Genomic DNA, 22,924 nt, shown 5'->3' with positions numbered 1-22,924 from the left:
GCACCATCTCTGTAACAGTGCGTTGTACGGGCTTCACCAAGGTCGGAGAAACGTCGGAAACCGGCATGCAACGTCGCACCGGCGGACGGCCCTGTTCGTTCTATTACCGAACACAAATGCGATAATCGCCCATCTTGCCGACGTCGTTTCCCGCCGCGGCATGCCATCGTGCGCACGCCCGCCCGCGCTGCCGTCGTGACCGGCAGCGGACGCCACGCGCCTACCCTGCTGCAGAGGATCGAAAACGTGCAAACCCAATCGGATGTGTCGGCCGGCGGCCGGATCGTGCTGTGGAGCGTCGGCCTGCTGCTGGCGCTGATCGGACTGGCGCTGCTGGTCGGCGGCATCCGCCTGGCCACGCTCGGCGGCAGCCTCTACTTCCTGGCGATGGGCGCGGCCTGCGTGGCCTCGGCGCTGCTGGTGCTGCGGCGGCGCCCAGCCGGCGCCTGGCTGTACGCGCTGGCCTTCGTGCTGAGCGTGGCCTGGGCGTACTGGGACGCCGGCCTGGCGTTCTGGCCGCTGGTGTCGCGGCTGATGATGCCGGCGGTGCTGGCGCTGCTGGTCGCCCTGGTCTACCCGACCCTGCGCCGCGCCCGCGGCCTGCCCGGCGGACGCGGCGCCTATGCGTTGGCGGCGGTGCTGGCGCTGGCCTGCGCCGGCGGCCTGGCCGGCATGTTCGTGCCGCATCCGCCGGTGGCCGCCAGCGGCCCCGGCCCGGCGCCGGTGCCGGTGACCCCGGCGCAGGCGCAACGCGACTGGAGCCACTACGGCAACACCTCCGGCGGCAGCCGCTTCGCCGCATTGGACCAGATCGGCCGTGGCAACGTCGGCCAGTTGCAGGTGGCCTGGACCTACCGCACTGGCGACATCGCCCTCAGCGACGGCAACGGCGCCGAAGACCAGACCACCCCGCTGCAGATCGGCGAGACGCTGTACGTGTGCACCCCGCACAACAACGTCATCGCGCTGGACGCCAGCAGCGGCCGGCAACGGTGGAAGCGCGAGATCAACGCACACTCCTCGGTCTGGCAGCGCTGCCGCGGCCTGGCCTACTTCGATACCGACGCGGCGCTGGCCCAGCCCAGCGCCGCCAACGCCTCGCCGGTGGCGCCGGCGATGCTGCCGGCCGGCGCCAACTGCCGGCGCCGCGTGCTGACCAACACCATCGACGCACGGCTGATCGCGCTGGACGCGGACACCGGCGCGTTCTGCAGCGGCTTCGGCCAGAACGGCCAGGTCGACCTGAAGGCCGGCCTCGGCGCTGCGCCCGATCCGTTCTACCAGCTGACCTCGGCGCCGACCGTGGCCGGGACCACGGTGGTGGTGGGCGGCCGCGTCGCCGACAACGTGCAGGCCGACATGCCGGGCGGCGTGATCCGCGGCTTCGACGTGATCACCGGTGCGCAGCGCTGGGCCTTCGACCCGGGCAACCCGCAGGACACGCAGCCGCCGGCGCCGGGCAAGACCTACGTGCGCAGCACGCCGAACGTGTGGGCGCCGATGTCCTACGACGCCGCGTCCAACACCGTGTTCCTGCCGATGGGCAGCCCGTCCACCGACCTGTATGGCGCCGAGCGCAGCGCGCTGGATCACCGCTTCGGCGCCTCGATCACCGCGCTGGACGCCAGCACCGGCCAGGTCAAGTGGGTCTACCAGACCGTGCACAACGACCTGTGGGACTTCGACCTGCCGATGCAGCCGAGCCTGATCGACTTCCCGATGGCCGATGGCCGCAAGGTGCCGGCGCTGATCATCGGCACCAAGGCCGGCCAGCTGTACGTGCTCGACCGCGCCACCGGCAGGCCGCTGACCGAGGTCCGCGAAGTACCCGTGAAGGCCGCCGACATCCCGCACGAGCCGTATGCGCTGACCCAGCCGCTGTCGGTGGGCATGCCGCAGATCGGCACCAAGCACCTGACCGAAGCGGACATGTGGGGCGCCACCCTGCTGGACCAGATGCTGTGCCGCATCGCCTTCAAGAAGATGCGCTACGAGGGCCTGTACACCGCGCCCGGCACCGACGTGTCGCTGAGCTTCCCCGGCTCGCTGGGCGGCATGAACTGGGGCGGGCTGTCGGTCGACCCGGTGCACGACGTGGTGTTCGCCAACGACATGCGCCTGGGCCTGTGGGTGCAGATGATTCCGCAGAAGGCCGACAAGGCGGCCGCCTCCAGCGGCGGCGAGGCGGTCAACACCGGCATGGGCGCGGTGCCGCTGAAGGGCACGCCGTACGCGGTCAACAAGAACCGCTTCCTGTCGGCGCTGGGCATCCCCTGCCAGGCGCCGCCGTTCGGCACGCTGAGCGCGATCGACCTGAAGACCCGCAGCATCGCCTGGCAGGTGCCGGTGGGCACCGTGCAGGACACCGGCCCGCTCGGCTTCAAGATGCACCTGCCGATCCCGGTCGGCATGCCGACCCTGGGCGGCACCCTGGCCACGCAGAGCGGCCTGGTGTTCATCGCCGGCACCCAGGACTACTACCTGCGCGCCTTCGACAGCGGCACCGGCAAGGAACTGTGGAAGGCGCGGTTGCCGGTGGGCAGCCAGGGCGGGCCGATGACCTACGTGTCGGCCAAAAACGGCAAGCAGTACATCGTGATCACCGCCGGCGGCGCGCGGCAGTCGCCGGACCGCGGCGACTACGTGATCGCCTACGCGCTGCCGGACGCCAAGTAGCAAGGCCTGCGCGCGGTGACACTGGACAGTGCAGCCACGTGTCCGTTGGGCCTCAGGCCGCCTCGTGCGGGTGCAACAGGTTGGCCGACACATCGCAGCCGCCAGCCGCCAGCCGAACTCATTCAACCGCAGGAAACTGAAGCCCCTCTCCCCCCGGGAGAGGGGTTGGGGTGAGGGTACGTCGGCGAAGCCGCCGATCTAGGCGCCGGGCAGCGGCGCCGGGGGTGCGACGTAGGCCAGGTCGGCGCAGCAAGCGCCGTCAGGCGCAGTGTTCCCAGAAGCTGGATCAGACGCGCGTCCGCGCCGCCCTGCCCTCAACGCGACGGCTGCAGCCGCATCGTCAGCACCGCGGCAATGGCCACCAGCAGCGGCAACGCCAGCACGTAGTACAGGTTGGCCGGCTGCCAGCCGGCGTCGACCAGCACGCCGACGGTCATCGGCGAGAGGATCGCGCCGACGCGGCCGATGCCGATCGCCCAGCCCAGGCCGGTGGTGCGCACGCTCGGCGCGAACACGATCGGCGCCAGCGCATACAGGCCGGCCATCGAGCCGAACAGCGCCGCACCGATCACGAAGGCCACCGGGAACGCCAACTGCAGTTGCGTGCCGAGCGTGGCGAACGCCGCCATCCCCAGTGCGGCGATCAGGAAGCTGGCGGCGGTCAACCGCGGCAGCAAAAAGCGTGCGGCCAGGCCGCCGAACAACGCGCCGCCGACGATGCCGCCCAGGTTCAGCAGCACGCCGCCGGTGACGCCCTGTTCGGCCGACAACCCGGCTTGCACCAGCAGTTTCGGCGTCCAGCTCAGCACGAAATAGAAGGCGAACATGTGCATGAAGAAGCCCAGCGCGATCAGCACGCTGTTGCGGCGCAGGCGGGGAGTGAACAGCGCTGCGTAGCCCGCCTTCTCCTGTACCGGCGGTCGCGGCGGCAGGGCGTCCAGAGTCGGTGCGCGCATGCGCGTCAGCAGTACGTTGAGCCGCGCCAGCGCATCCGGCGGGCGCCGGCTGAGCAGGAAGTCCAGCGATTCGGGCAGCAACGCCAGCACCACCGGGATGCACAGCAGCGACGCGAGCGCGCCGAACAGGAAGGCCGCATGCCAGCCCCAGCGTTCCAGCAGCATCGCGGCGATCAACCCGCCCAGCGTGGCGCCGATGGGATAGCCGGTGGCCTGCAGGGCCACCGCGGTGCTGCGCCACTTCGGGCTGGCGTATTCGGCAGTGATCACGCCGACGCCGGCGAGCATGCCGCCGATGCCGATGCCGGTGAACACGCGCAGCGCCGCAAGCTGCCAGATGTCCTGCGCCAGCGCCGAGGCGGCCATGCCGACGGTCAGGATCACCAGGCAGCACAGGATCATGCTGCGCCGGCCCCAGCGGTCGGCCAGCGGCGCCAGCAGCAGCGAGCCCAGCGCCATACCCACCAGCCCGGCGCTGAGTGCGATGCCCAACATTTTCCCGGACAGGCGCCAGGCCTCCGACACGTGCGGGGCGATGAAGGCCATCACCATCACGTCGAACCCGTCGAGCATGTTCAACAGCACACAGACCGCGATCGCCGTCCACTGGAACCCGCTCATGCGGTCCAGGACGAGGGCGGTGGGCGGGGCGGCGGCATGGCTCATGGCAACACTCCTGCAGGAACGGCGAACGAGAACGGCAGCGTCGCGGGATTACTTGGGCGGCGCAGCGGCATGCAGCGCATCGAGCGTCTGCCGCAAGCGTGCCGCGTCGATCTGCCCCGGCGCCGAGGCGGTGCCGAGCATGCCGAAGGTCAGGCTCTGCCCGAAGGTCTCGCCGGACAGCCGCGACACCGCGCCCAGCGGCCCCATCGCCATGGTCAGCAAGGGCTGGCCGCTGCGCTGGCGCATCTGCCAGGTGGCGTCGAGCAGGTGCAGCACGTCGCCCGGATCGCGCGGCATCACCGCGATCTTCAGCACGTCGGCGCCCAGCGCCTGCTGCCGCTGCAGCCGCGCCACGATCTCCGCCACCGGGGGAGTGGCGTGGAAGTCGTGGCTGGACATCACCACATACACGCCCTGCCGGTGCGCATGCTCAACCACCTGCCGCAGCACCGCCGGGTCGCGGAACATCTCCACGTCGAGCAGGTCGGCGAAGCGCGCGTCCAGCAGGCGGGCGTACAGCGCGCCGTAGGCGGCATCGTCGATCGCCACCGCACCGCCCTCGGCCTTGGTGCGGAAGGTCAGCAGCAGCGGCTTGCCGTGCAGCGCCTGCGCCAAGCGCGGCCCCAATGCCGCCAGCGCCGCCGCGTCGGTGGCGCCGTCCATCAGGTCGATGCGCCACTCGGCCAGGTCCGCATCCGGCGAAGCGGCGATGCGCTGCGCCTGCGCCAGCGCCTCCCCGGCATCGTGCGCGGTGATCGGCACGATGATCTTGGGCAGGCCGGTGCCGATGGCGAGCCCGCGGATCTGCAGCACGCGCGGCGGCGGCAACGGCGCGCCCGCGGACGGCGCGGCGGGCGCCGCTGCCGGAGGCGCCGCGGAGGCGACATGCAGCGGCGAGGCCAGCAGCAGGCCGGCGCAGCACAGGAAGGTCAGTCGTCGTGGGAACAGGGGCATCGGGATCGGCCTGGGCAGGAGGCGCGCAGCGCGCGCTCAGAAGGTGAGCTTGACCTGCAGCCCCACCGCCAGCGCGTTGTCGGTGCGCGCGTAGGCGAAGGTGCCGGGGTTGACGATGTACTGCACGTCCGGCCGCAGCAGCAGCCACGGCGTGAGCTGCGCGCTGTAGGACAGCTCGTAGAGTTCCTCGGCGGTGTCGAGCGCGAACACCGGCGCCTCCGGCGGCACGCCGGCATCGAGTAGCGCCGCGCGCCGCGCGTCGAGCAGGCGGTGATTGATGTCGGCGCCGACGTAGCCCAGGGCGATGCGGTCCTGGCTGCGCCGGCCGATGCCCTGGTAGACGCCGCCCAGCGCGTACCAGCGGGTGATCTGCGCGGTGGCGCGGTCGGACACCATGTACTGGGCGAAGCCGGTCAGGCCGCGGCCGCGCTCGCCGCCGGGCGAGTACAGCTTCTGTTCGACCAGCAGGTAGGCGCCGTCGCGGCCGGTGGTGGCGCGCGGATCCAGGCCCTTGCGCGGCACCCGCGAGGAGTCGTAGTAGCCGCCGAACTTGTAGGTGCCCGGATAGGCGCCGCCGGCGCCCGGCGTCCAGGTGAGCTCGACGGGGAACAGCGAGCCGGTGGTGCCGCGCGCGTCCAGGTCGAACGCGGTGTGCACGTTGTTGTTGGTGCTGGGATTGACCTGGAACCAGCCGACCCGCAGGTTCGTCGCCGGCGTCAGTTGCTGCGCCGCCTCCGCGCCCCAGCGCGCATTCGGATAGTTGTACCAGCCGCTGTTGCCGGACATCGCCAGCGGATGCGCGCAGAACGCGGCGTTGACGAAGTTGGTCAGCAGCGTGTGCGCGCCGAACTGGTTGCCCATCGCATAGAAGCCGGCCTTGACGTAGCTGCGCCCGTCGTTGAAGCGGCGGTCGTAGCTCAGTTCGGTCAGCCGGGTGAACTGGCCGCCGTAGGCTTCCTGGATCGGGAAGCGGTTGCCGAGCAGGTCGGCCGAGGTGCTGCGGCCGCGGCGGTCGTTCACGGTCACGTGCAACGCGCCGCCGCCCCTGCCGGCGAGTTTCGCCAGGTCCAGGTCCACGCCCAGCCGCACCTGCTGCGCATAGCGCGCGCCGCGCTCGCCGCGGCCGCCGTCGACCACGCCCATGGCTTCGCCGACGTAGTCGCCGCGTACGTTGACGCCGCGTTGCAGCCAGTCGCTGCGCGTGCCGTCCCAGTCGCCGGTCAAGGTGCTGTGCGCCAGGTCGGTGGCGTCCTGTGCGGTGGCGATCGCCGGGACGTAGGCGACGGCGGCGGCCAGCAGCGACCAGGCCGGCACCGACGGCACGCGTCGCAGCGCGCGAGCGCCAGCGGATGCAGCGCGGCTCATGGCTTCACCGCCAGCGGCGCGCTCAGCGGCGAGGTCGCGCCGTCGTCGCTGGTGACGGTGGCGGTGAGCGTGGCCAACGCCGCGCCGTCGCCCTCCAGCGGCAGCGCGAAGCGGCCCTTTCCCTGTGCATCCACTTGCGCCTCGACGCGGCCCAGATAACGTTCGGCCTCGTCGTCGCCGGGCCGGCGGTTGCCGAACAGCTCCACCGTGTAGAGATGGCCGGGACGGCCGACGAAGCTGCCCTGCACCTGCGGCACGCCGGCGCCGCGCTCGATCGCGCGCAACTGCGGAGCGGCCTGGCCGAAGTTGGGCGGCGGTTGGCAACCGTCGGGCGCAGCAGCGCCGCAGATCGCCGCGCGCTTGCGCGGGTCGGGATCGACGCCGATGCCGCGCGAGCCGACAAAGGGTGCATGCTCCAGGCCCGGCACGCCGAACACGATGGCGCCGCGCGGCTGGCCCGGGGCGCAGGCGCCGCCGGCGAAACAGCGTTCGATCTTCAACCCATTGCCGGACAGCAGGTTGGCGCTGAACCGGTTGGGCTCGCTGCGCGGCTGCGGGCGTACCGCGATGCCGATGCCGTTGCCGATCAGGCGGTTGCCCTCGATCAGGTTGTCGCGGCCGGTGACGCTGACCCCGATCGAATTGCCGGCGAAGTCGTTGTCGGCGATGGTGTTGCGGTTGCCCCAGTTGATCTGCAGCCCGTCGGAATAGCGCTCGAACCGATTGCGCAGCACGGTGTTGTCGTTGCCCCACAGGATCTCGATGCCCTGCGAGGGCTCGGGATTGGCGTCGGTGGAGCGGAACACGTTGTCGGCCACCAGGTTCCAGGCCGCGCCGCGGGTCAGTTCCAGGCCGTCGCCGTTGTCGAGGAAGGTGTTGCGCTCGATGCGGTTGCGCACCGTGGTGGTGGCGGTGGACTGGCCGTTGCCGTCGTCGCCGGTCAGCATCACCCCGGCCCCGCCGTGGTTGGCGACGATGCGGTTGTCGCGCAGCACATTGTCGCTGGCGCGGCTGAGCAGCACGCCGATGCAGAAGTTGCGGATCTCCAGGCCGCTCAGTTCCACGCCATGGGTATCGCGCAGCACCAGGCCGGGCAGCGTGGTGCTGCGCACGTTGGTGCCGAACTGGCCTTTTTCCGCGCCCGCGCAGGCGGCGGTGCCCTTGCCGTGGATGTAGCCGGCACCGTCGATGGCGATGTACTGGCCGTCGTGCGCCCGCGCCAGGCCCACCACCTGCAGCGGCCCCTGCAGCGCCGGCAGCGGTGCGCGCGGGCGGATCACGTACGGCGGCGCGCCCACCGCGGCGATCTCGATGCGGTAGCGGCCGGGCGCCTGGTTGGCGGTGGTGATCGCCCAGCGCAGGGAACCGGGGGCGTCGTCGTCGGCATAGCGGTCCACGGTAAGCACGCTGCGCTCCGGCGCCGGCGGCTCGGCCTGGTAGGCGCACACAGCACCGGGAAGCAGGGCCGCGAGCAGGGCCAGGCCGCAGGAAAACGCACAGGACATGCACCATCTCCAACAGAATCGGGACCGCACCGGCGGCGGGCGGCGCCGCGGCCGCCAGCGGGGCACGCGTCGCGCACGGTCAGGCGCCGGAACAGCGGCAACGCTAGTTTTATCGCACTGCACCATTCAAGTGCGAATATCGATTGTCGGTGCGTTTATCGCACAATCGCGTGCGTCGCCCAGCCGCTCGGGCGCTCCACCGGCGGCAGCCGGCGCCAGGCGCCGCGCTATCATCGGCGCCCGCGTGGCCGCCGGCCGCCCATCGCCGGAGAGCAGCATGTCCCCGATCCGCCCCTACCTCGACACGACTCCGCAGCTGGGCGAGCGCGTCTATGTCGACCCGGCCTGCACCGTGATCGGCGACGTGGTGCTGGAGGACGACGTGTCGGTGTGGCCGGGCACGGTGATCCGCGGCGACGTCAACTACGTGCGCATCGGCGCACGCAGCAACATCCAGGACGGCACCATCATCCACGTCAGCCACCACAGCCCGTTCAATGCGGCCGGCTACCCGACCCTGATCGGCGCGGACGTGACCGTGGGCCACGGCACCATCATCCATGCCTGCACCATCGAGGACCTGTGCCTGATCGGCATGGGCGCCTGCATCCTCGACGGCGCCACGGTGAAGAAGTACGGCTTCGTCGGCGCCGGTGCGGTGGTTGGCCCAGGCAAGACCGTCGGCGAGGGCGAGCTGTGGCTGGGCAATCCGGCGCGCAAGGCGCGCATGCTCAGCGACAAGGAGATCGAGAGCCTGCACTACTCGGCGCAGCACTACGTGCGGCTGAAGGACCGTTACCTCACCGGCAACGGCTGAGGCCACTGCGGTCGTTGCGGCACCTGCGTCGCGGCTGGCGTGCGCCGCACGCTTGCGCGACACTAGGCGCCTCTGGCGTGGGGACGCCACCGAACGAATGGAATCGCCGATGATCAAGATCTCGCTGCGCGGCCTGCTGGCCGCTTTTTTCTGCGCGCTGTGCGCCACCGCCGGCCCGGCCCTGGCCCAGGACAGCGGCCCGGACATGACCGCCGAGCAGTTCGTCGGCACGCTGCATTTCCGCGACGGGCATATCGAACTGCCGCAGGCCAAGGTGCACTTCGACCTCGGCCCGGCATTCCGCTTCCTGGACAAGACCGACGCACGCAGGGTGCTGGAGAGCTACTGGGGCAACCCGCCCGACGACGACGTGCTGGGCCTGATCGTGCCGCGCCAGCCCGCGCTCGACGAGAAGGGCAGCTGGGCAGTGGTCGTCACCTACTCCGATGACGGCTACGTGTCCGACGAGGACGCCAGCAAGATCGACTACCAGGCCATGCTCAAGGACATGCAGGAGGAGACGCGCGAGTCCAACGCGCAGCGCAAGAAGGCCGGCTACGAGCAGGTCGACCTGATCGGCTGGGCGGTGCCGCCGCGCTACGACACCGGCAGCAAGAAGCTGTACTGGGCCCGCGAGCTCGCGTTCGCCGGCGAGCGCGAGCACACCCTCAACTACGACATCCGCGTGCTCGGACGGCATGGCTATCTGAGCCTCAATGCGGTCTCGGGCATGGGCGAACTGGCGCAGGTGCGCGAGGGCATGCAGCAGTTGCTGCCGATGGCCGAGTTCGACAGCGGCGCCCGCTATGCCGACCACAACCCGTCCACCGACAAGATCGCCAGCTACGGCCTGGCCACGCTGATCGGCGGCGGCCTGGCGGCCAAGGCCGGCCTGTTCGCCAAGCTGGGCCTGTTGTTGGCCAAGGCCTGGAAGCTGCTGCTGGTCGGCCTGATGGCGCTGGTCGCCGGCGTGCGCAAGCTGTTCTCCGGGCGCCAGCGCGACGGCGGCACGGTACGCTGATCGGCGCCGCCGGCGTGCTGGGCAATTCACGCCACGCCGGCTAAAGTGCCGCTTCGGAGCAGGACGCAGTCGAGAGCAGCATGCCGCCACAGGCAGCCGGCCGAACGGAAGGACGGCCTCCCCACATCGCAGGTGCCCGTGTCCGCCGCACCACTTGGCGGCGGTAAGCGGCATGCTCGATACCTACCGCGAAGTCATCACCCCCGAGGGCGTGCCGCTGCATCTGCCGGCCGCCGGTGCGGTGCCGCGCGCGCTGGCCTGGCTGATCGACCTGGCGCTGCGCTTCGCCCTGCTCACCGCCATGGGCATGTTCCTCGGCCTGCTCGGCGGCCTCGGCCAGGGCCTGTACCTGGTGGCGATGTTCCTGGTGTTCTGGGCGTACCCGATCGTGCTGGAGGGCTGGCGCGGCCAGACCCTGGGCAAGCAGGCGCTGGGCCTGCGCGTGGTGGCGCGCAACGGTGCGCCGGTGGGCTGGATGGCCGCGATCACCCGCAACTTGCTGCGCACCGTGGACATGTTGCCGTTCGGCTATGCCGTCGGTTTGATCGCCTGCCTGTTCGACACCCATTCGCGGCGCCTGGGCGACCTGGTCGCCGGCACGCTGGTGGTGCACCAGCCGCCGCGCGAGGACGAGGCGCTGCCGCCGATCGCCAGCGCGCTCGCGCCGCCGCGGCCGCTGCTGCCGGCCGAACAAGCGGCGCTGATCGCCTTCGCCGAGCGCGCGCCGCGGCTCACCCCGGAGCGGCAACTGGAACTGGCCGCGCTGGCGCAGCCGCTGACCGACACGCCAGGCCAGGCCGGGGTGCTGCGCCTGTACGCGATGGCCAACTGGTTGCTGGGCCGCCGATGAAACAGGAACAGTTCGTCCTCCGCCATCAGCAGGAATGGCAGGTGTTCGAGGCCTGGCTGCAGCGCAGCGCGCGCACGTCGGCGCCGAACAAGGCCGGTACCGCCAGCGACGCCAGCGAGACCGCCGCGCCGCCGATCCCGCCCCCGATCACGAGTCCAGGCCAGCCGACGCCGCTCGCCGACGAGGACATGCCGGCGCGCTACCGGCGCGTGTGCCACCAGCTGGCGCTGGCGCGCAGGCGCGGCTACAGCCCGCAGGTCACCGCGCGCCTGCAGCATCTGATGCAGCAGGGCCACACCGTCCTGTACCGGGCGCCGCGGCCACGCTGGCGGCGCGTGGCGGAATTCCTGTTCGCCGAATTCCCGCAGCTGGTGCGCAGCCAGGCCGGCTACATGGCGGCGGCCACCGCGCTGTTCGTGGTGCCGCTGGTGACCATCTTCGTGCTGCTGCAGTTCCGTCCGGAACTGATCCACGGGTTGATGGACCCGATGCAGGTCACCCAGGTCGAGCGCATGTACGACCCGGCCGCCAGCGCACAGAAGCTGGGCCGCGACAGCGGCACCGATTGGCAGATGTTCGGCCACTACATCATGAACAACATCAGCATCGGCCTGCGCACGTTCGCCAGTGGCCTGCTGGCGGGACTGGGCACGGTGCTGGTGCTGCTGTTCAACGGCATCACCATCGGCGCGGTGGCCGGGCACCTGCACCAGATCGGCTACGGTGTCACCTTCTGGCGCTTCGTTGCCGGGCATGCGCCGTTCGAACTGACCGCGATCGTGATCGCCGGCGGCGCCGGTCTGCAGCTCGGCCTGAAGGTGCTGGCGCCGGGACGGCGGCGGCGCATCGATGCGCTGGTGGAAGGCGGCAAGATCGGCGCGCGGCTGTGCCTGGGCGTGGCCGCGATGCTGCTGGTGGCCGCCTTCATCGAGGCGTTCTGGTCGTCCATCGCGACCGTGCCGGCGTGGGTCAAGTACAGCGTGTCGGCGGCGCTATGGACGCTGGTGCTGGCGTGGCTGTGGCGCGGCGGGCGCGGCCGGGCGGAGGCCAGCGATGCGGATTGAGCGCCTGGACGTGGTGCTGCGCGCACGCTCGGCCTGGGAAGCGATGGAACTGGGCAGCGCCCTGGTCCGCCGCCACGCCGGGGCGATCTGGAAGCCGTGGCTGCTGGTCACCCTGCCGCTGTTCGCCGTGCTCAACCTCGGCGCCTGGGCGATCGATGCGCTGTGGCTGGCACCGCTGCTGCTGTGGTGGCTGAAGCCGGTGCTGGACCGGATCCCGCTGTTCGTGATCTCGCGCGCGGTGTTCGGCGACGTGCCGCGCGTGCGCGACACCGTGCGCGCGCAGGGCGCCTGGGGCTGGCGCACCCTGATCGGCTACCTGACCTGGCGCCGGTTGAGTCCGGCGCGCAGCGTGTTCATGCCGCTGGAATTACTGGAAGGCGCGAGCGCCAGCCAGCAGCGCGAGCGCCGCCGCACCCTGGGCGGGGCGATCTACGGCCATGCGCTGCTGATGGCCAGCGTCTTCGCCACGTTCGAAGGCATGCTCAGCCTGGCCTGCATCGCCACGATCTTCCTGTTCGTGCCCATCGACCTGCTGCCGGAAACCGCGCGCGCGGCCTGGTCGCTGATCGGCCAGCAGACCCCGGTATGGGCGGACATCGGCTTCAATGCCATCGCCTGGCTGGCGATGACCCTGATCGAACCGTTCTTCGTCGGCGCCGGCTTCGGCCTGTACCTCAACCGGCGCACCCAGCTCGAAGCCTGGGACGTGGAAATGGCGCTGCGGCGGATGGCCGCGCGCCTGCGCGCCGCCGCGCCGCTGGCGCTGCTGTGCGTGGCCCTGCTCGCCGCGCCGGCCGTGGCGCTGCGTGCGCAGCCGGCGGCCGACGACACGGCGGTGCAGACGGCGGCGGAGCAGGATGCTCCCGCCGACGCCAGACGCGATGACGGGACCGATGCCGACGCGGACACTGACAGTGATGCAGATGCGGATGCCGACACCGACAGCAAGTCCGCTGCCGACAGCCACCACCACGGCGCGCGCCCGGTCCCGCTGGATGAGGTGTTCGACACCGAGCCCGCCGCCGATGCGCGCTTCGCCCGCGCCGCCGACCGCGCCTACGCCGATCCTCTGCTGACCGCCAAGCGCACCATCGGCTACTGGAAAAAGCGCAATCCCGACGAACCGCCCAAGCCGGACGACAAGCAGCACGACCTCACCGCGTTCGGCAAATGGATGAAGGCCGCCGCCCAGGCCATCGCGTTCGTCGGCAAGTGGGGCATGTGGGTGCTGGCGGGCATCCTGCTGCTGGTGCTGCTGCTGACCGCCAGGCACTGGCTTCCGTGGATGCGCGGCGCTGGACGCCGACGTGCAACGGTGCCGGCGGCGCCGGAACACACGCCGGTGCTGGCGCCGCAACCGCTGCCCGATGACGTGGCGACGGTGGCACGACGCGCCTGGCGCGAAGGCCGCCACCGCGACGCGCTGGCGCTGCTGTACCGGGCCAGCGTGGCGACGCTGTGCGAGCGCGCCGACCTGGTGTTGCCGCCCAGCGCCACCGAGGCGCAGTGCCTGCGCGCCGCGCAACGCCTGCCCGATGACACCGACCGCAGCCTGTTCGCGCGCATGGTGCGGGTCTGGCAGCACGCCGCCTATGCAGGCCGGCTGCCCGAGGACGGCGCCTTCGACGCGCTGGTGGACGACCTGCAGCGCCAGTTCCGGTGGCAGGCATGAACAGCGGCACGCGCAATGCGCTGATCTTCCTGGTCGGCCTGCTGCTGGTCAGCGTCGGCGCGGCCTGGTTCTTCGGCCGCTACGAACGCGCCGAGCGGGAGATCGTGCTGCCGCCGCGCGGCGAGGCGGCCTACAACCCGCTGTACGCGCTGCGCCAGACCCTGCGCGCCGACGGCGTGCGCGCCGAGTCGCGGCAACGCCTGGACCTGGAGGCGATGCGCCTGCGCCCGCACGACAGCGTGGTGCTGTACGGCGACCCACGCATGCTCGGCAAGGCCGACGGCGACGCCTTGCTGGACTGGGTGGAGCATGGCGGACATCTGGTGCTGCGCACGCCCACCGCAGAGGTCAAGCGCGGCGACGTGCCGATCCTGGAAGCGCTGGACATCACCGTCGAGGCGCGCAGCCCGGACGACTGTCTGGTCATGGCGGTGCCGGGCGCGGCGCCGCAGAAGGTGTTCTGCGACGGTCGCCGCTTCCACATCGATCCGGACACGCCCGACAACTGGTGGAGCGGCGAGGACGACGACTTCGTGTTCGCGCGCGTGCCCTACGGCGACGGCAGCGTGGACGTGCTGTCGGAGCTGGATTTCCTCGAGAACCAGGACGACCGGCTCGGCAAGATGTTCGAGGACTCGCCGATAGAAGACGATCCGGTGCTGCGCAGCGGCGGGCTGCGCGAGGCCGGCAACCGCCTGCTGGCACGGCAGGTGCTGGGGCCGAACTACGGCCAGGGCACCATCCACCTGATCTATTCGGCCGAACTGCCATCGCTGTGGCGCACCCTGTTCACCCGCGGCTGGCCGGCCTGGCTGCCCGCGCTGCTGGTCCTGCTGGCCTGGCTGTGGTCGCGCATGCAGCGTTTCGGGCCGCTGCTCGCGCCGCCGGCCGAGGATCGCCGTTCGCTGCTGGAACACGTGCGCGCCAGCGGCGAACACCTGCTGCGCTACGGCCGCGCCGACCTGCTGCACGCGGCGGTACGCGAGGCGTTCCTGGCGCGGCTGTGCCGGCGCGCGCCGATCGCCGCCGCGCTGGAGGGCCCCGCCCAGGCCGCCGCCATCGCCGAACGCCTGCAGCTGCCGGTGACGCAGGTCGAACAGGCGCTGCAGCCGCCGCCGCCCAATCAACCCGCCGCCTTGCGCGAGCGCATCCGCCTCCTCGTCCAGATGAGAAACCAGTTATGACCACCGCCTCCTCCGACGCCGTCGCGCCGCTCGCCGGCCCTGCCCTGATCGAACGCGCCGAGGCGATCCGCGCCGCGGTCGGCCACGCCTTCATCGGCCAGCCGGACGTGCTGGAGCAGATCCTGATCGCGCTGCTGGCCGGCGGGCATGTGCTGATCGAGGGTGTGCCCGGCCTCGGCAAGACCCTGCTGGTGCGCGCGCTGGCGCAGGCCCTGGAACTGAACTACGCACGCGTGCAGTTCACCCCGGACCTGATGCCCAGCGACGTCAGCGGCCACGCCGTGTACGACCCCAAGACCGAGAGCTTCAAGATCCGCCGCGGCCCGGTGTTCACCCACCTGCTGCTGGCCGACGAGATCAACCGCGCCCCGGCCAAGACCCAGTCGGCGCTGCTGGAAGTGATGCAGGAAGGCCAGGTCACCATCGAAGGCACGGCCTTCCCGCTGGCGCCGCCGTTCCTGGCGCTGGCCACGCAGAACCCGGTCGAGCAGGAAGGCACCTACCCCTTGCCGGAAGCGCAGCTGGACCGCTTCCTGCTGAAGATCCTGATCGACTACCCGCAACTGGAAGACGAGGCGCGCATGGTCGCCGCGGTCACCAGCGGCCGCAGCGCCGGCGACTTCGACCTGTCGCAGGTGCCGCGCGTGCTCGGCGCCGAGGACGTGGTGGCGATGCAGACCGGCACCGCGGCCATCGCCGTCGACCCGCAGGTCATCGACTACGCCGTGCGCATCGTCGCCGCCACCCGCCGCTGGCCCGGCATTGCGCTTGGCGCCGGCCCGCGCGGCAGCATCGCCCTGGTCCGCGCGGCGCGCGCGCAGGCCGTGCTGTCCGGCCGCGACTTCGTCATCCCCGACGACATCCGCGACGTGGCCAAGCCGGCCCTGCGCCACCGCATCGCCCTGGCCCCGGAACTGCAGATCGAAGGCCAGAGCGCCGACGACGCCCTCGGTGGGTTGCTGGCCAAGGTGGAGGCGCCGCGGAAATGAGCGGGGAGTGGGGAGTCGGGATTGGGGATTGGCAACAGCGGAGCGCTGCGGCGGCGCATGCCGCTGACGTCAAAGCGTCTTGGTCGATCTGCTGTACCGCACTCCCTGTGTCCCGACCCCGTCGCAGCGCCACGCAGCGCTGCAGACCCCATTGCGCGCCTTTACGAATCCCCACTCCCCACTCCCCAATCCCGGCCACCCAATGAGACCCGCCCCGCTCCTGCTGGCCCTGCTCGCGCTGTGGGCGCTGTACGGCCTGGCCGTGGCGCTGGGCTGGCTGCCGCTGTGGAGCTGGCACGCGGTCGCAGCGGGCATCGCCCTGGTCGCGGCGCTGGATGCGTGGCGGCTGTGGCGCCGGCCGACGCCGCAGGTGCGCCGCGAGCTGCCCGAAGCGCTGCCGCTGGGTGTGCAGCGCGACGTGGTGCTGCACCTGGACAGCGCGCAGCGCCAGCGCGTGGACCTGTTCGACCTGGTGCCCAGCGGCTGGGAGTTGCAGGGCCTGCCGCAGCGCATGACCCTGCCCGCCGCGCATCAGACCCAGGTGCGCTATCGACTGCGTCCGACCGCGCGCGGCCGCTTCGTCTTCGACGGCACCCACCTGCGCCTGCATGCGCCCTGGCGCCTGTGGTGGCAGCAGCGCCTGGCCGGGTCCGCACAGACCGTGCGCGTGTATCCGAACTTCGCGCCGCTGACCCGCTTCGCCCTGTTCAGCGCCGAACAGGCCTCGCGCCTGGTCGGCGCGCACCTGAAGCGGCGCCGCGGCGAAGGCACCGACTTCCACCAGATGCGCGAATACCGGGTCGGCGATAGCCTGCGCCAGATCGACTGGAAAGCGACCTCACGGGCACGCAAGCTGATCTCGCGCGAGTACCAGGACGAGAAGAACCAGCAGTTGCTGATGCTGATCGATACCGGGCGACGCATGCTGGCCAGCGAGCGCGGCCTGTCGCACTTCGACCATGTGCTCAACGCGTCGCTGGTGGTGTCGTACCTGGCGCTGCGCCAGGGCGACGCGGTGGGCATGATGGCCAGCGGCGGCGACGCGCGCTGGGTGGCGCCGCAGCGCGGCATGGCCACCGTCGACGTGCTGCTGCGCGCCAGCTACGACCTGCAGCCGCAGCCGGTGGCCACCGATTACCTGACCGCGGCCACCGAACTGTCGCTGCGCCAGCGCCGCCGCGCGCTGGTGATGCTGGTCAGCAACGTGCGCGACGAGGACATCGAAGACCTGCTGGCCGCCGTGCGCCTGCTGCAGCGCCGCCACCTGGTGTGCGTGGCCAGCCTGCGCGAGCGCGAACTGGACCAGGCGCTGGCGGAGGACGTGCACGAGCTGCCGCAGGCGGTGCAGGCCGGCGCGGTGGCGCGCTACCTGCAACAACGCAGCGCCGCGCACGACGCACTGCGCAGCCACGGCGTGATGGTGCTCGACGTCACCGGCGAGGAACTGCCCGCCGCCCTGATCGAGCGCTACCTGGCGGTGAAGCGCGACGGGTTGCTGTAGGCCGCAACGCAACGCCGGCCAGGGGCTGCATCAGCATCGGGCCAGCGGCGTGCTCCACGCCTCACGCTAACGCGACGCCAGGCGCTCGCGGCAGTCTTTCAAGACTTCGATCAACTCGTTCTGTGGGAGCTTTTCGGCTAGGCGCGCAGCAGCCTTGTAGCACAGAGCGATAGCTGTGGCCTCGGAAAGGTTCTGTGAAGCCACTCCGGTAGAGAACATTTTCCCGAGACCGATCGATGCGCCTTCCTTGTCGGCGTCGCTGGCGCCATCGAAGCTACCGAAGACTGAGTAAGCGTCGCCACGATCGTTCTGGCTAATGAAAGCCTTAGCTGCAGCCGCCTCGGCCTCCAGTGCTGACACCAGGCTCTTCTTGCTTTCATAATCTTCATTGGCTAACTGCCGCTTCTCCTTCAACCCCTTTACTATTTCTGAATAGTCACGCATGAACGCCAAGTCGCTGGGCAATAGCATGAGGCGCTGGATTTCCGGAGTATTATCAACTGAAGCCATTGCTTCCGTGTCAAACGTAGTAGATTCTGAATCCTGTCGAGATATAGGCAGCTTATTATTGCGCTCCACAGCCGCATCGTATTGCGCTTTCTGCACCGAAAGAGTTTTCCATTTTTGCTCTTTTTGACTGAGTTCGGCATCGATTTCTTCTACCTTCTGACCAGCAGCTTTCGCATTACTAGCGGCGTCCGCGTAGCGACGGAATGCATTGATGTACTGTACCGCCTTGTCCGCCCGGCTCTCACCTGCTCCTTCTTTGTCCGTACTTCCACGCTTCGAGCTGCCCGATATTATTTTCAGATCATATTGCGGGCCAGAACAGGAACCAATAAAAGTGCTGGGACTGCCGGTCTGCGGAGTGCTGGGGCTACCAATCCGTGGTTCGCGACATGCACGCGCCACAGCCACCGGCACATATGCGGCGTCCACTTGTTTGTAGCCTACATTCATAGAAATCCCTGGGTTTTCGGTGGAGGCACTAGAGATGTCAACACCGAAGGTGGTTTTTGAAGCATAGACCAACGGCGCCTGCTCCAGATGCGCGCAGCCGCCCAACAGCAGAACAGAGAAACAAGCCAGAGACGTTTTCATCGTGACACCTCCTGTGATGCGATGCAGAGCTGAGACAGATCGCCACCGCCGGCCTGCAGGATCGCAAGCAGGCGGCGGACCTCGGCTTCGGTATTGGACATCAGCACGATGCGGCATGCGTCCGCATCCGGGGGAGCATAGATCGCGGTTTCGGCGTGCCAGCCCAGCGTCCACGCGCGCGGGGTCTGCGAAATTCCCAGCCCGCGCGAACGGATCGCCACAGGGGCCAATCCCGTCGTGGCGATGCGTGCGCCGAACAGGCCACGCACGACCACGTCCTCTCGCGCGGTGGAGACCGTCACCACCGCGCACGCACTGCAGTTGGCTGCGACGCACGCCAGCAGCACCACCACTCTGGCGCGAATACGAGATGCAGACATGCCGGCCCCCGCAGCACTCCCCGATGTCGATCTTCGTCAGACGGGCAAGCCCGGTCAATCGTGACGAGTATCACATCGTAGACATTTCGCATGCGTCGCGCGTGGCGCGACTGCGCCGGCCGCATTCACGGCGAAGAATGAAACCGCAGACGCCGCCGCTACGTTGCCGCCGCAGGCACCGACGGCAGCTGCGCACTGGCCTGCTGCAGACGCTGCAAGGTGCGCAGCATCAGCGGCCGATGCCGCGCCAGCTTCATCCACGCCGGCAACCGCGCCACCATCGAGCGCCCGAACAGGCCGCGGCGTTCGCGCAGCGTCGCCGCCACGTAGTCCTGCAACTCCTGCAGATGGCGCGGGTTGTAGGCCCACAGCAGGCCGGCGCGGGTCGGCGCGACCAGCGCCAGCGGCATGCCGAAATGCGGATCGTGGGGCGAGCCGTCGCGCACGCGGTACGTGGTGACGGCCACCGCGCTGCTTTTCCCGCAATGCGCGCAACGCCCGGGCAAGTTCGCGGGCACCGGGGTTGCACCGGTCGACGTCGCACGGACCCGCACCCACTTGTGTCCGCAATGGCCGCAGGCGCGATGGCCTTCCAATTGCACGGCTCCCACCCAGTCGTCGGCGTCGCTGTCCAGCCCAGTAGCGCACTGGCCACAACGGAATCGCGCCTGCCAGCGATACGGCTCCCACTGCGCCAGCACCCACCCCGGCGCGCCACAGCGATGGCAGCGCACCGCCACCTGGTCCGCATAGGCAGCCAAGGGTGTTCCGTCGTTGCGATGCCGGTGCGGCGCGCCAGGCGACGCCGCATCGGCGCGCGACACCGACTCACGCATACAGCACACCCGTTCGCGCGTCCTCGACGATGGCGTGCGGCAGGAACCGCGCGCTGTCGCTTGTGATCGGGCCATCATCCTCGCGAATGCCGATGCCGCAGGCGCGGTCGCCGACGATCCAGCTGCCGACCATCGGGTAGCGACCCTCGAACGCCGGCAGCGGATGCGCCTGCTGGCGGATGTAGGGCCCGGCATAGGGGCCGTCGCTCTCCAGCACGCGGCCATCGTCCAGGTGCAGCACGATGTTGGCGCCCTCGCGCGAATGCAGCGGCTTGCGCACCCAACCCGGCGGCAATGCGCTGCCGTCATCGAACGCGGCCGGCAACAGGTTCGGATGGCCGCGATGGCGCTCCCACAGCAGCGGCAGGATGCCCTTGTTGCTGAGCAACGCCTTCCACGGCGGCTCCAGCAGGCGCAGGCCCGATCCCGGCAGCGCCTGGCCGAAGCGCTCGGCGAACATGTCCTCCAGCGGATACAGCTTGAACAGCGCGCCGATCACCGTGTCGTCCAGATCGGTGTAGCGGCCGTCGCTGGACAAGCCGATGTCCTCGATCGCGATCAGCTCGCCAGCGACGCCGGCCTGCGCGGCGCAGTCGCGCAGGTAGGCGACCGTGCCCTGGTCCTCTTCCGAGTCGCGCACCGCGGCGAAGTACAGCGGCGGCGGCAGCCCGCCGGCGAGCGCGGCGAAGCGCTCCAGCAAGGCTTCGTGGATGGAGTTGAACTGGTCGGCGTCGTCCGGCAGGCGGCCCTGCGCGCGCTGGTCCTCCAGCCACTGCCACTGGAAGAACGCCGACTCGAACAGCGAGGTCGGCGTGTCGTAGTTCAGTTCGTAGAGCTTGGCCGGACCGCGGCCGTCGTAGGCCAGGTCCAGGCGCCCGTACAGATGCGGCTCGCGGCGCCGCCAGCTGTCCGCGATCCAGTCGCGGAACGCCGGCGGGATCGCCAGCCGCTGCATCAGCTCCTCGCTGGCGACGATCTCGTCGAGCAGGCCCATCGCCATCGCGTGCAGTTCGGCGCTGGGATCTTCCAGGTCGCGTTCGATCTGGCGCAGGCTGAACGCGTAGTAGGCGCGTTCGTCCCAGTAGCGCTGGCCGTCGATGGTGTGGAAGCGGAAACCGTACTCCGCGGCCTGGGCGCGCCAGTCGCCGCGCTCGACGATCGCGATGCGTTTCATGCGGGGTCTCGTGCGAAGAGAGAAAAAGCGGTACTCAGCTGCCGAAGCCGCGTCCACCGGCGGATTCGCCGAAACCGCCGCGGCTGACGGTGACCGCACGGTTCGGCGTGGCGCCGATGTGGGTCATGGTCTGGTTGCCGCGCAGCATCGTGCCGCTGGCGGCCGCCGCACCGGCACCGCCGGAATAGGACGCCGGCCGCTGCCACTGGTTCTGCCGGTCCTGGTAGGCAGGGGCCGCATTGAAACCGGCAGCGCGGTTGTTGTTGAGCATCTGCGACAGGAAGAAGCCGGTCATCATCGGCCCGATGAAGGAATGGCCGTGGCTGTCGCGCTGCTCCACGCAGCGATCTTGCGAATAGTCCTGCGCGCACTGCTCGCGACTGGCGTACTTGGGTCCCTGCTCGGCCGCCTGCTTCTGCGCCTGCGCGAAGGCCTCGCGGCAGGTGGCGATGTCGTGGGTCTGCGCCACGCAGGCGTCCACCGAGGTGTACAGGCCTTCCTGCGCCTTCGCTTCCGGCTCGCGCCCGCACGCGGTGAACAGCAACGGCGCGGCGCTCATCAGCAACAACGCGGTCGTCTTCGACCTTTTCATGGCAACGTCTTCCTGAGTCCAGCCACGATGATGCCCGGTTCCGCCGGCCGCGGAAACCCGCAGCCGGCGGTTGGGCATCACTGCGGACGCACGCGCGACGCGTCAGCTCTTCGGCGGCGGCGGCACGTAGCTGGACAGGCGCGCGTCGAAATACGGCTGCACCGCGGCGATGTTGGACTTCACCTGGATGTCCATGCCGACGTCGCGGCTCATGCCCAGCACGTCGTTGTCCGGCCAACCGGGACCGAAGCACCACTGCGTGCTGGGGATGTTGTTGGCCTGCAGGTGCGCGAGCATGCGCGTGGTCGCCAGTTCCGCGCTGGCGTTGCCGGCCGGATAGCCGTGCTCGCCGAGAAAGCCGCGCTTGCCTCTGTGCGCCAGCCAGTCGATGAACGGCATGACCATCTCGATACCGGTATCCGGCGCGACGGTTTCATTGGGATTGGCCCAGGCGCCGCCTCCGCGGCCCTCGTTGTCGAGGTAGTTGTGCGCCTCGTAGACGATGCGGTCGTAGGGGTCGGGGATCTTGTCCAGGTCGTTGGACGCTTCTTTCCACCGGCGGGCGCTGGCGTACTCGTTGCCGCAGACGAACACGTAATGCGACCGGTCGAAATCGAAGATGCGCGCCGCGGTGGCGGTGGCGGTGCGCAGCCAATGGTCGGCCATCACCAGCTTGCTGCCGTCGGCGTTGTACTCCGGCCCCTCGTAGGGCTCGTTCATCAGGCCCCAGCCGAAGATCGCCGGATGCGAGCGGAAGCGCTGCACGATGCGGCTCCACAGATCCGGCAGGCCGGCGGCGTTGTACAGCGTGCAGCCCGGCGTGCCGATCACGCGGTACTCGTAGAGCTTGAGCAGATTGTCGGCAGGATCGAAGTAGGCCAGGTACAGGAAATTGCCTTTGCGGTAGGTCCCGTTCCACACCGCTTGGTCGGCGGGGTCGGTGACCGCGCGTCCGTCCGGCCCGATCAACTGCCCTGAGCCATCGCGCCGGTAACCGGACTTGCTTGCGACCTTGATCGGCAGACGCATGTAGTCGTGCAACTCCAGGATCGCCACCTTGCCGCGCTGCGCGAGCCGATTCAGCACCTTCTCGACCTGATCGCAATACGTGGCGTTGAGCGGCATGCCCTGGCCGATGCTGAAGCGTGCGGCGGTGGTGGGCAGGCGGAACAGCGGGCAGGCACCGGCGGCGGCGATGTGCTGGTCGCGGATGTCGCGGTAGTGCCGGTCGATGACGGCGTTGTCCACGAAGTTGTTGGACGCCAGCCCAGACAGGTTGAGGCCGGCGAACGGCAGCGAGCCCGCGGCGCGGGCCTGGCCGCCGAGGCCCCAGAGCGCGGCGCCGGCGGCGATGCCGACACCGGCGCGCAGCACGCTGCGGCGGCCCGGATCGGCCGGGGTGGAGGCGAGGGACGGGGTGGGGGAGGAAACAGCGGAAGACGACGAACGCACATGCCGGAGCATGGACACCTCCTGTGGTCATGATGGGCGAGCCGGGCCTACGCCCCCTGACGCACCGGCCTCCGCAGTCTGCCAAGCGCAGGCAGGCGGGTCTGCGACCCGCTTCGCACTCCCGGCCGGCGCGCGGCGGCGCCAGCCTGCGTGCTAACGTGGTCGGCCC

Annotated in this window: 19 protein-coding genes; 9 read left to right on the top strand and 10 right to left on the bottom strand. The window is 70.0% G+C overall.

What is annotated here, in order from left to right:
• Nucleotides 1-246: 246 nt before the first annotated feature.
• Nucleotides 247-2,676, top strand: a complete 2,430-nt coding sequence (locus AC1PMG_RS02010) for a membrane-bound PQQ-dependent dehydrogenase, glucose/quinate/shikimate family (protein WP_481110475.1) — start codon at nucleotides 247-249, stop codon at nucleotides 2,674-2,676.
• 314 nt (nucleotides 2,677-2,990) lie between these two features.
• On the opposite strand, the gene AC1PMG_RS02005 is transcribed toward AC1PMG_RS02010, so the two are convergent.
• Genes AC1PMG_RS02005 through AC1PMG_RS01990 form a run of 4 tightly spaced genes read right to left on the bottom strand, consistent with a single transcriptional unit; the run spans nucleotide 2,991 to nucleotide 8,122 of the window.
• On the bottom strand, nucleotides 2,991-4,298 hold the full coding sequence (locus AC1PMG_RS02005) for an MFS transporter (RefSeq protein ID WP_481110474.1): 1,308 nt from the start codon (nucleotides 4,296-4,298) through the stop codon (nucleotides 2,991-2,993).
• Between the two features lie 48 nt (nucleotides 4,299-4,346).
• Entirely contained in the window at nucleotides 4,347-5,252 is a 906-nt protein-coding gene (gene aroD / locus AC1PMG_RS02000) for a type I 3-dehydroquinate dehydratase (RefSeq protein WP_481110473.1), read from the bottom strand.
• 36 nt (nucleotides 5,253-5,288) lie between these two features.
• The gene (locus AC1PMG_RS01995) at nucleotides 5,289-6,617 is read right to left on the bottom strand and encodes a carbohydrate porin (RefSeq protein ID WP_481110472.1); all 1,329 of its coding nucleotides are present in this window, start codon (nucleotides 6,615-6,617) and stop codon (nucleotides 5,289-5,291) included.
• Nucleotides 6,614-8,122 carry a right-handed parallel beta-helix repeat-containing protein gene (locus tag AC1PMG_RS01990; RefSeq protein WP_481110471.1) on the bottom strand — a complete coding sequence of 503 codons (1,509 nt, stop codon included), beginning with the start codon at nucleotides 8,120-8,122 and terminating at the stop codon, nucleotides 6,614-6,616. Before AC1PMG_RS01990 ends, AC1PMG_RS01995 begins: the two co-directional genes overlap by 4 nt.
• Nucleotides 8,123-8,399: 277 nt before the next feature.
• On the opposite strand from AC1PMG_RS01990, the gene AC1PMG_RS01985 reads away from it, so the two are divergent.
• The 8 genes from AC1PMG_RS01985 (at nucleotide 8,400) to AC1PMG_RS01950 (ending at nucleotide 17,220) form a co-directional block, all read left to right on the top strand.
• Nucleotides 8,400-8,939 carry a gamma carbonic anhydrase family protein gene (locus tag AC1PMG_RS01985; RefSeq protein ID WP_481110470.1) on the top strand — a complete coding sequence of 180 codons (540 nt, stop codon included), beginning with the start codon at nucleotides 8,400-8,402 and terminating at the stop codon, nucleotides 8,937-8,939.
• Between the two features lie 97 nt (nucleotides 8,940-9,036).
• A complete protein-coding gene (locus AC1PMG_RS01980) occupies nucleotides 9,037-9,960 on the top strand; it encodes a DUF2167 domain-containing protein (RefSeq protein ID WP_481110469.1) in 924 nt (307 codons plus the stop codon).
• A 172-nt stretch (nucleotides 9,961-10,132) separates the two neighbouring features.
• Complete coding sequence (locus tag AC1PMG_RS01975; protein ID WP_150410941.1) at nucleotides 10,133-10,810, top strand: RDD family protein; 678 nt, start codon at nucleotides 10,133-10,135, stop codon at nucleotides 10,808-10,810.
• Nucleotides 10,807-11,874, top strand: a complete 1,068-nt coding sequence (locus AC1PMG_RS01970) for a stage II sporulation protein M (protein ID WP_481110468.1) — start codon at nucleotides 10,807-10,809, stop codon at nucleotides 11,872-11,874. Before AC1PMG_RS01975 ends, AC1PMG_RS01970 begins: the two co-directional genes overlap by 4 nt.
• Nucleotides 11,864-13,546, top strand: a complete 1,683-nt coding sequence (locus AC1PMG_RS01965; RefSeq protein WP_481110467.1) for a DUF4129 domain-containing protein — start codon at nucleotides 11,864-11,866, stop codon at nucleotides 13,544-13,546. The genes AC1PMG_RS01970 and AC1PMG_RS01965 overlap by 11 nt, the downstream gene beginning before the upstream one ends.
• Nucleotides 13,543-14,730, top strand: a complete 1,188-nt coding sequence (locus tag AC1PMG_RS01960; protein ID WP_481110466.1) for a DUF4350 domain-containing protein — start codon at nucleotides 13,543-13,545, stop codon at nucleotides 14,728-14,730. Before AC1PMG_RS01965 ends, AC1PMG_RS01960 begins: the two co-directional genes overlap by 4 nt.
• On the top strand, nucleotides 14,727-15,719 hold the full coding sequence (locus tag AC1PMG_RS01955; RefSeq protein WP_481110465.1) for an AAA family ATPase: 993 nt from the start codon (nucleotides 14,727-14,729) through the stop codon (nucleotides 15,717-15,719). The genes AC1PMG_RS01960 and AC1PMG_RS01955 overlap by 4 nt, the downstream gene beginning before the upstream one ends.
• Nucleotides 15,720-15,921: 202 nt before the next feature.
• Nucleotides 15,922-17,220 (top strand): DUF58 domain-containing protein, encoded by a 1,299-nt coding sequence (locus tag AC1PMG_RS01950; protein ID WP_481110464.1) that lies wholly within the window; start codon nucleotides 15,922-15,924, stop codon nucleotides 17,218-17,220.
• Nucleotides 17,221-17,286: 66 nt separating this feature from the next.
• On the opposite strand, the gene AC1PMG_RS01945 is transcribed toward AC1PMG_RS01950, so the two are convergent.
• The 6 genes from AC1PMG_RS01945 to AC1PMG_RS01920 form a co-directional block, all read right to left on the bottom strand.
• On the bottom strand, nucleotides 17,287-18,321 hold the full coding sequence (locus tag AC1PMG_RS01945) for a hypothetical protein (protein WP_481110463.1): 1,035 nt from the start codon (nucleotides 18,319-18,321) through the stop codon (nucleotides 17,287-17,289).
• The gene (locus tag AC1PMG_RS01940) at nucleotides 18,318-18,701 is read right to left on the bottom strand and encodes a hypothetical protein (protein ID WP_481110462.1); all 384 of its coding nucleotides are present in this window, start codon (nucleotides 18,699-18,701) and stop codon (nucleotides 18,318-18,320) included. Before AC1PMG_RS01940 ends, AC1PMG_RS01945 begins: the two co-directional genes overlap by 4 nt.
• A gap of 158 nt (nucleotides 18,702-18,859) precedes the next feature.
• Nucleotides 18,860-19,168: a hypothetical protein gene (locus AC1PMG_RS01935; RefSeq protein WP_267085637.1), complete on the bottom strand. Its 309-nt coding sequence runs from the start codon at nucleotides 19,166-19,168 to the stop codon at nucleotides 18,860-18,862.
• A gap of 361 nt (nucleotides 19,169-19,529) precedes the next feature.
• The gene (locus AC1PMG_RS01930; RefSeq protein ID WP_481110461.1) at nucleotides 19,530-20,711 is read right to left on the bottom strand and encodes a glutathionylspermidine synthase family protein; all 1,182 of its coding nucleotides are present in this window, start codon (nucleotides 20,709-20,711) and stop codon (nucleotides 19,530-19,532) included.
• Nucleotides 20,712-20,745: 34 nt separating this feature from the next.
• Nucleotides 20,746-21,303, bottom strand: coding sequence for a DUF1190 domain-containing protein (locus tag AC1PMG_RS01925; protein ID WP_170268090.1), 558 nt, complete (start codon nucleotides 21,301-21,303; stop codon nucleotides 20,746-20,748).
• 102 nt (nucleotides 21,304-21,405) lie between these two features.
• Complete coding sequence (locus tag AC1PMG_RS01920) at nucleotides 21,406-22,767, bottom strand: glycoside hydrolase family 5 protein (protein WP_481110460.1); 1,362 nt, start codon at nucleotides 22,765-22,767, stop codon at nucleotides 21,406-21,408.
• Nucleotides 22,768-22,924 lie beyond the last annotated feature (157 nt).

Source organism: Xanthomonas sp. NCPPB 2250 (assembly GCF_056725265.1).
The sequence above is the reverse complement of the archived record's forward strand: the minus strand, read 5'-3'. Positions and strand labels throughout refer to the sequence as shown.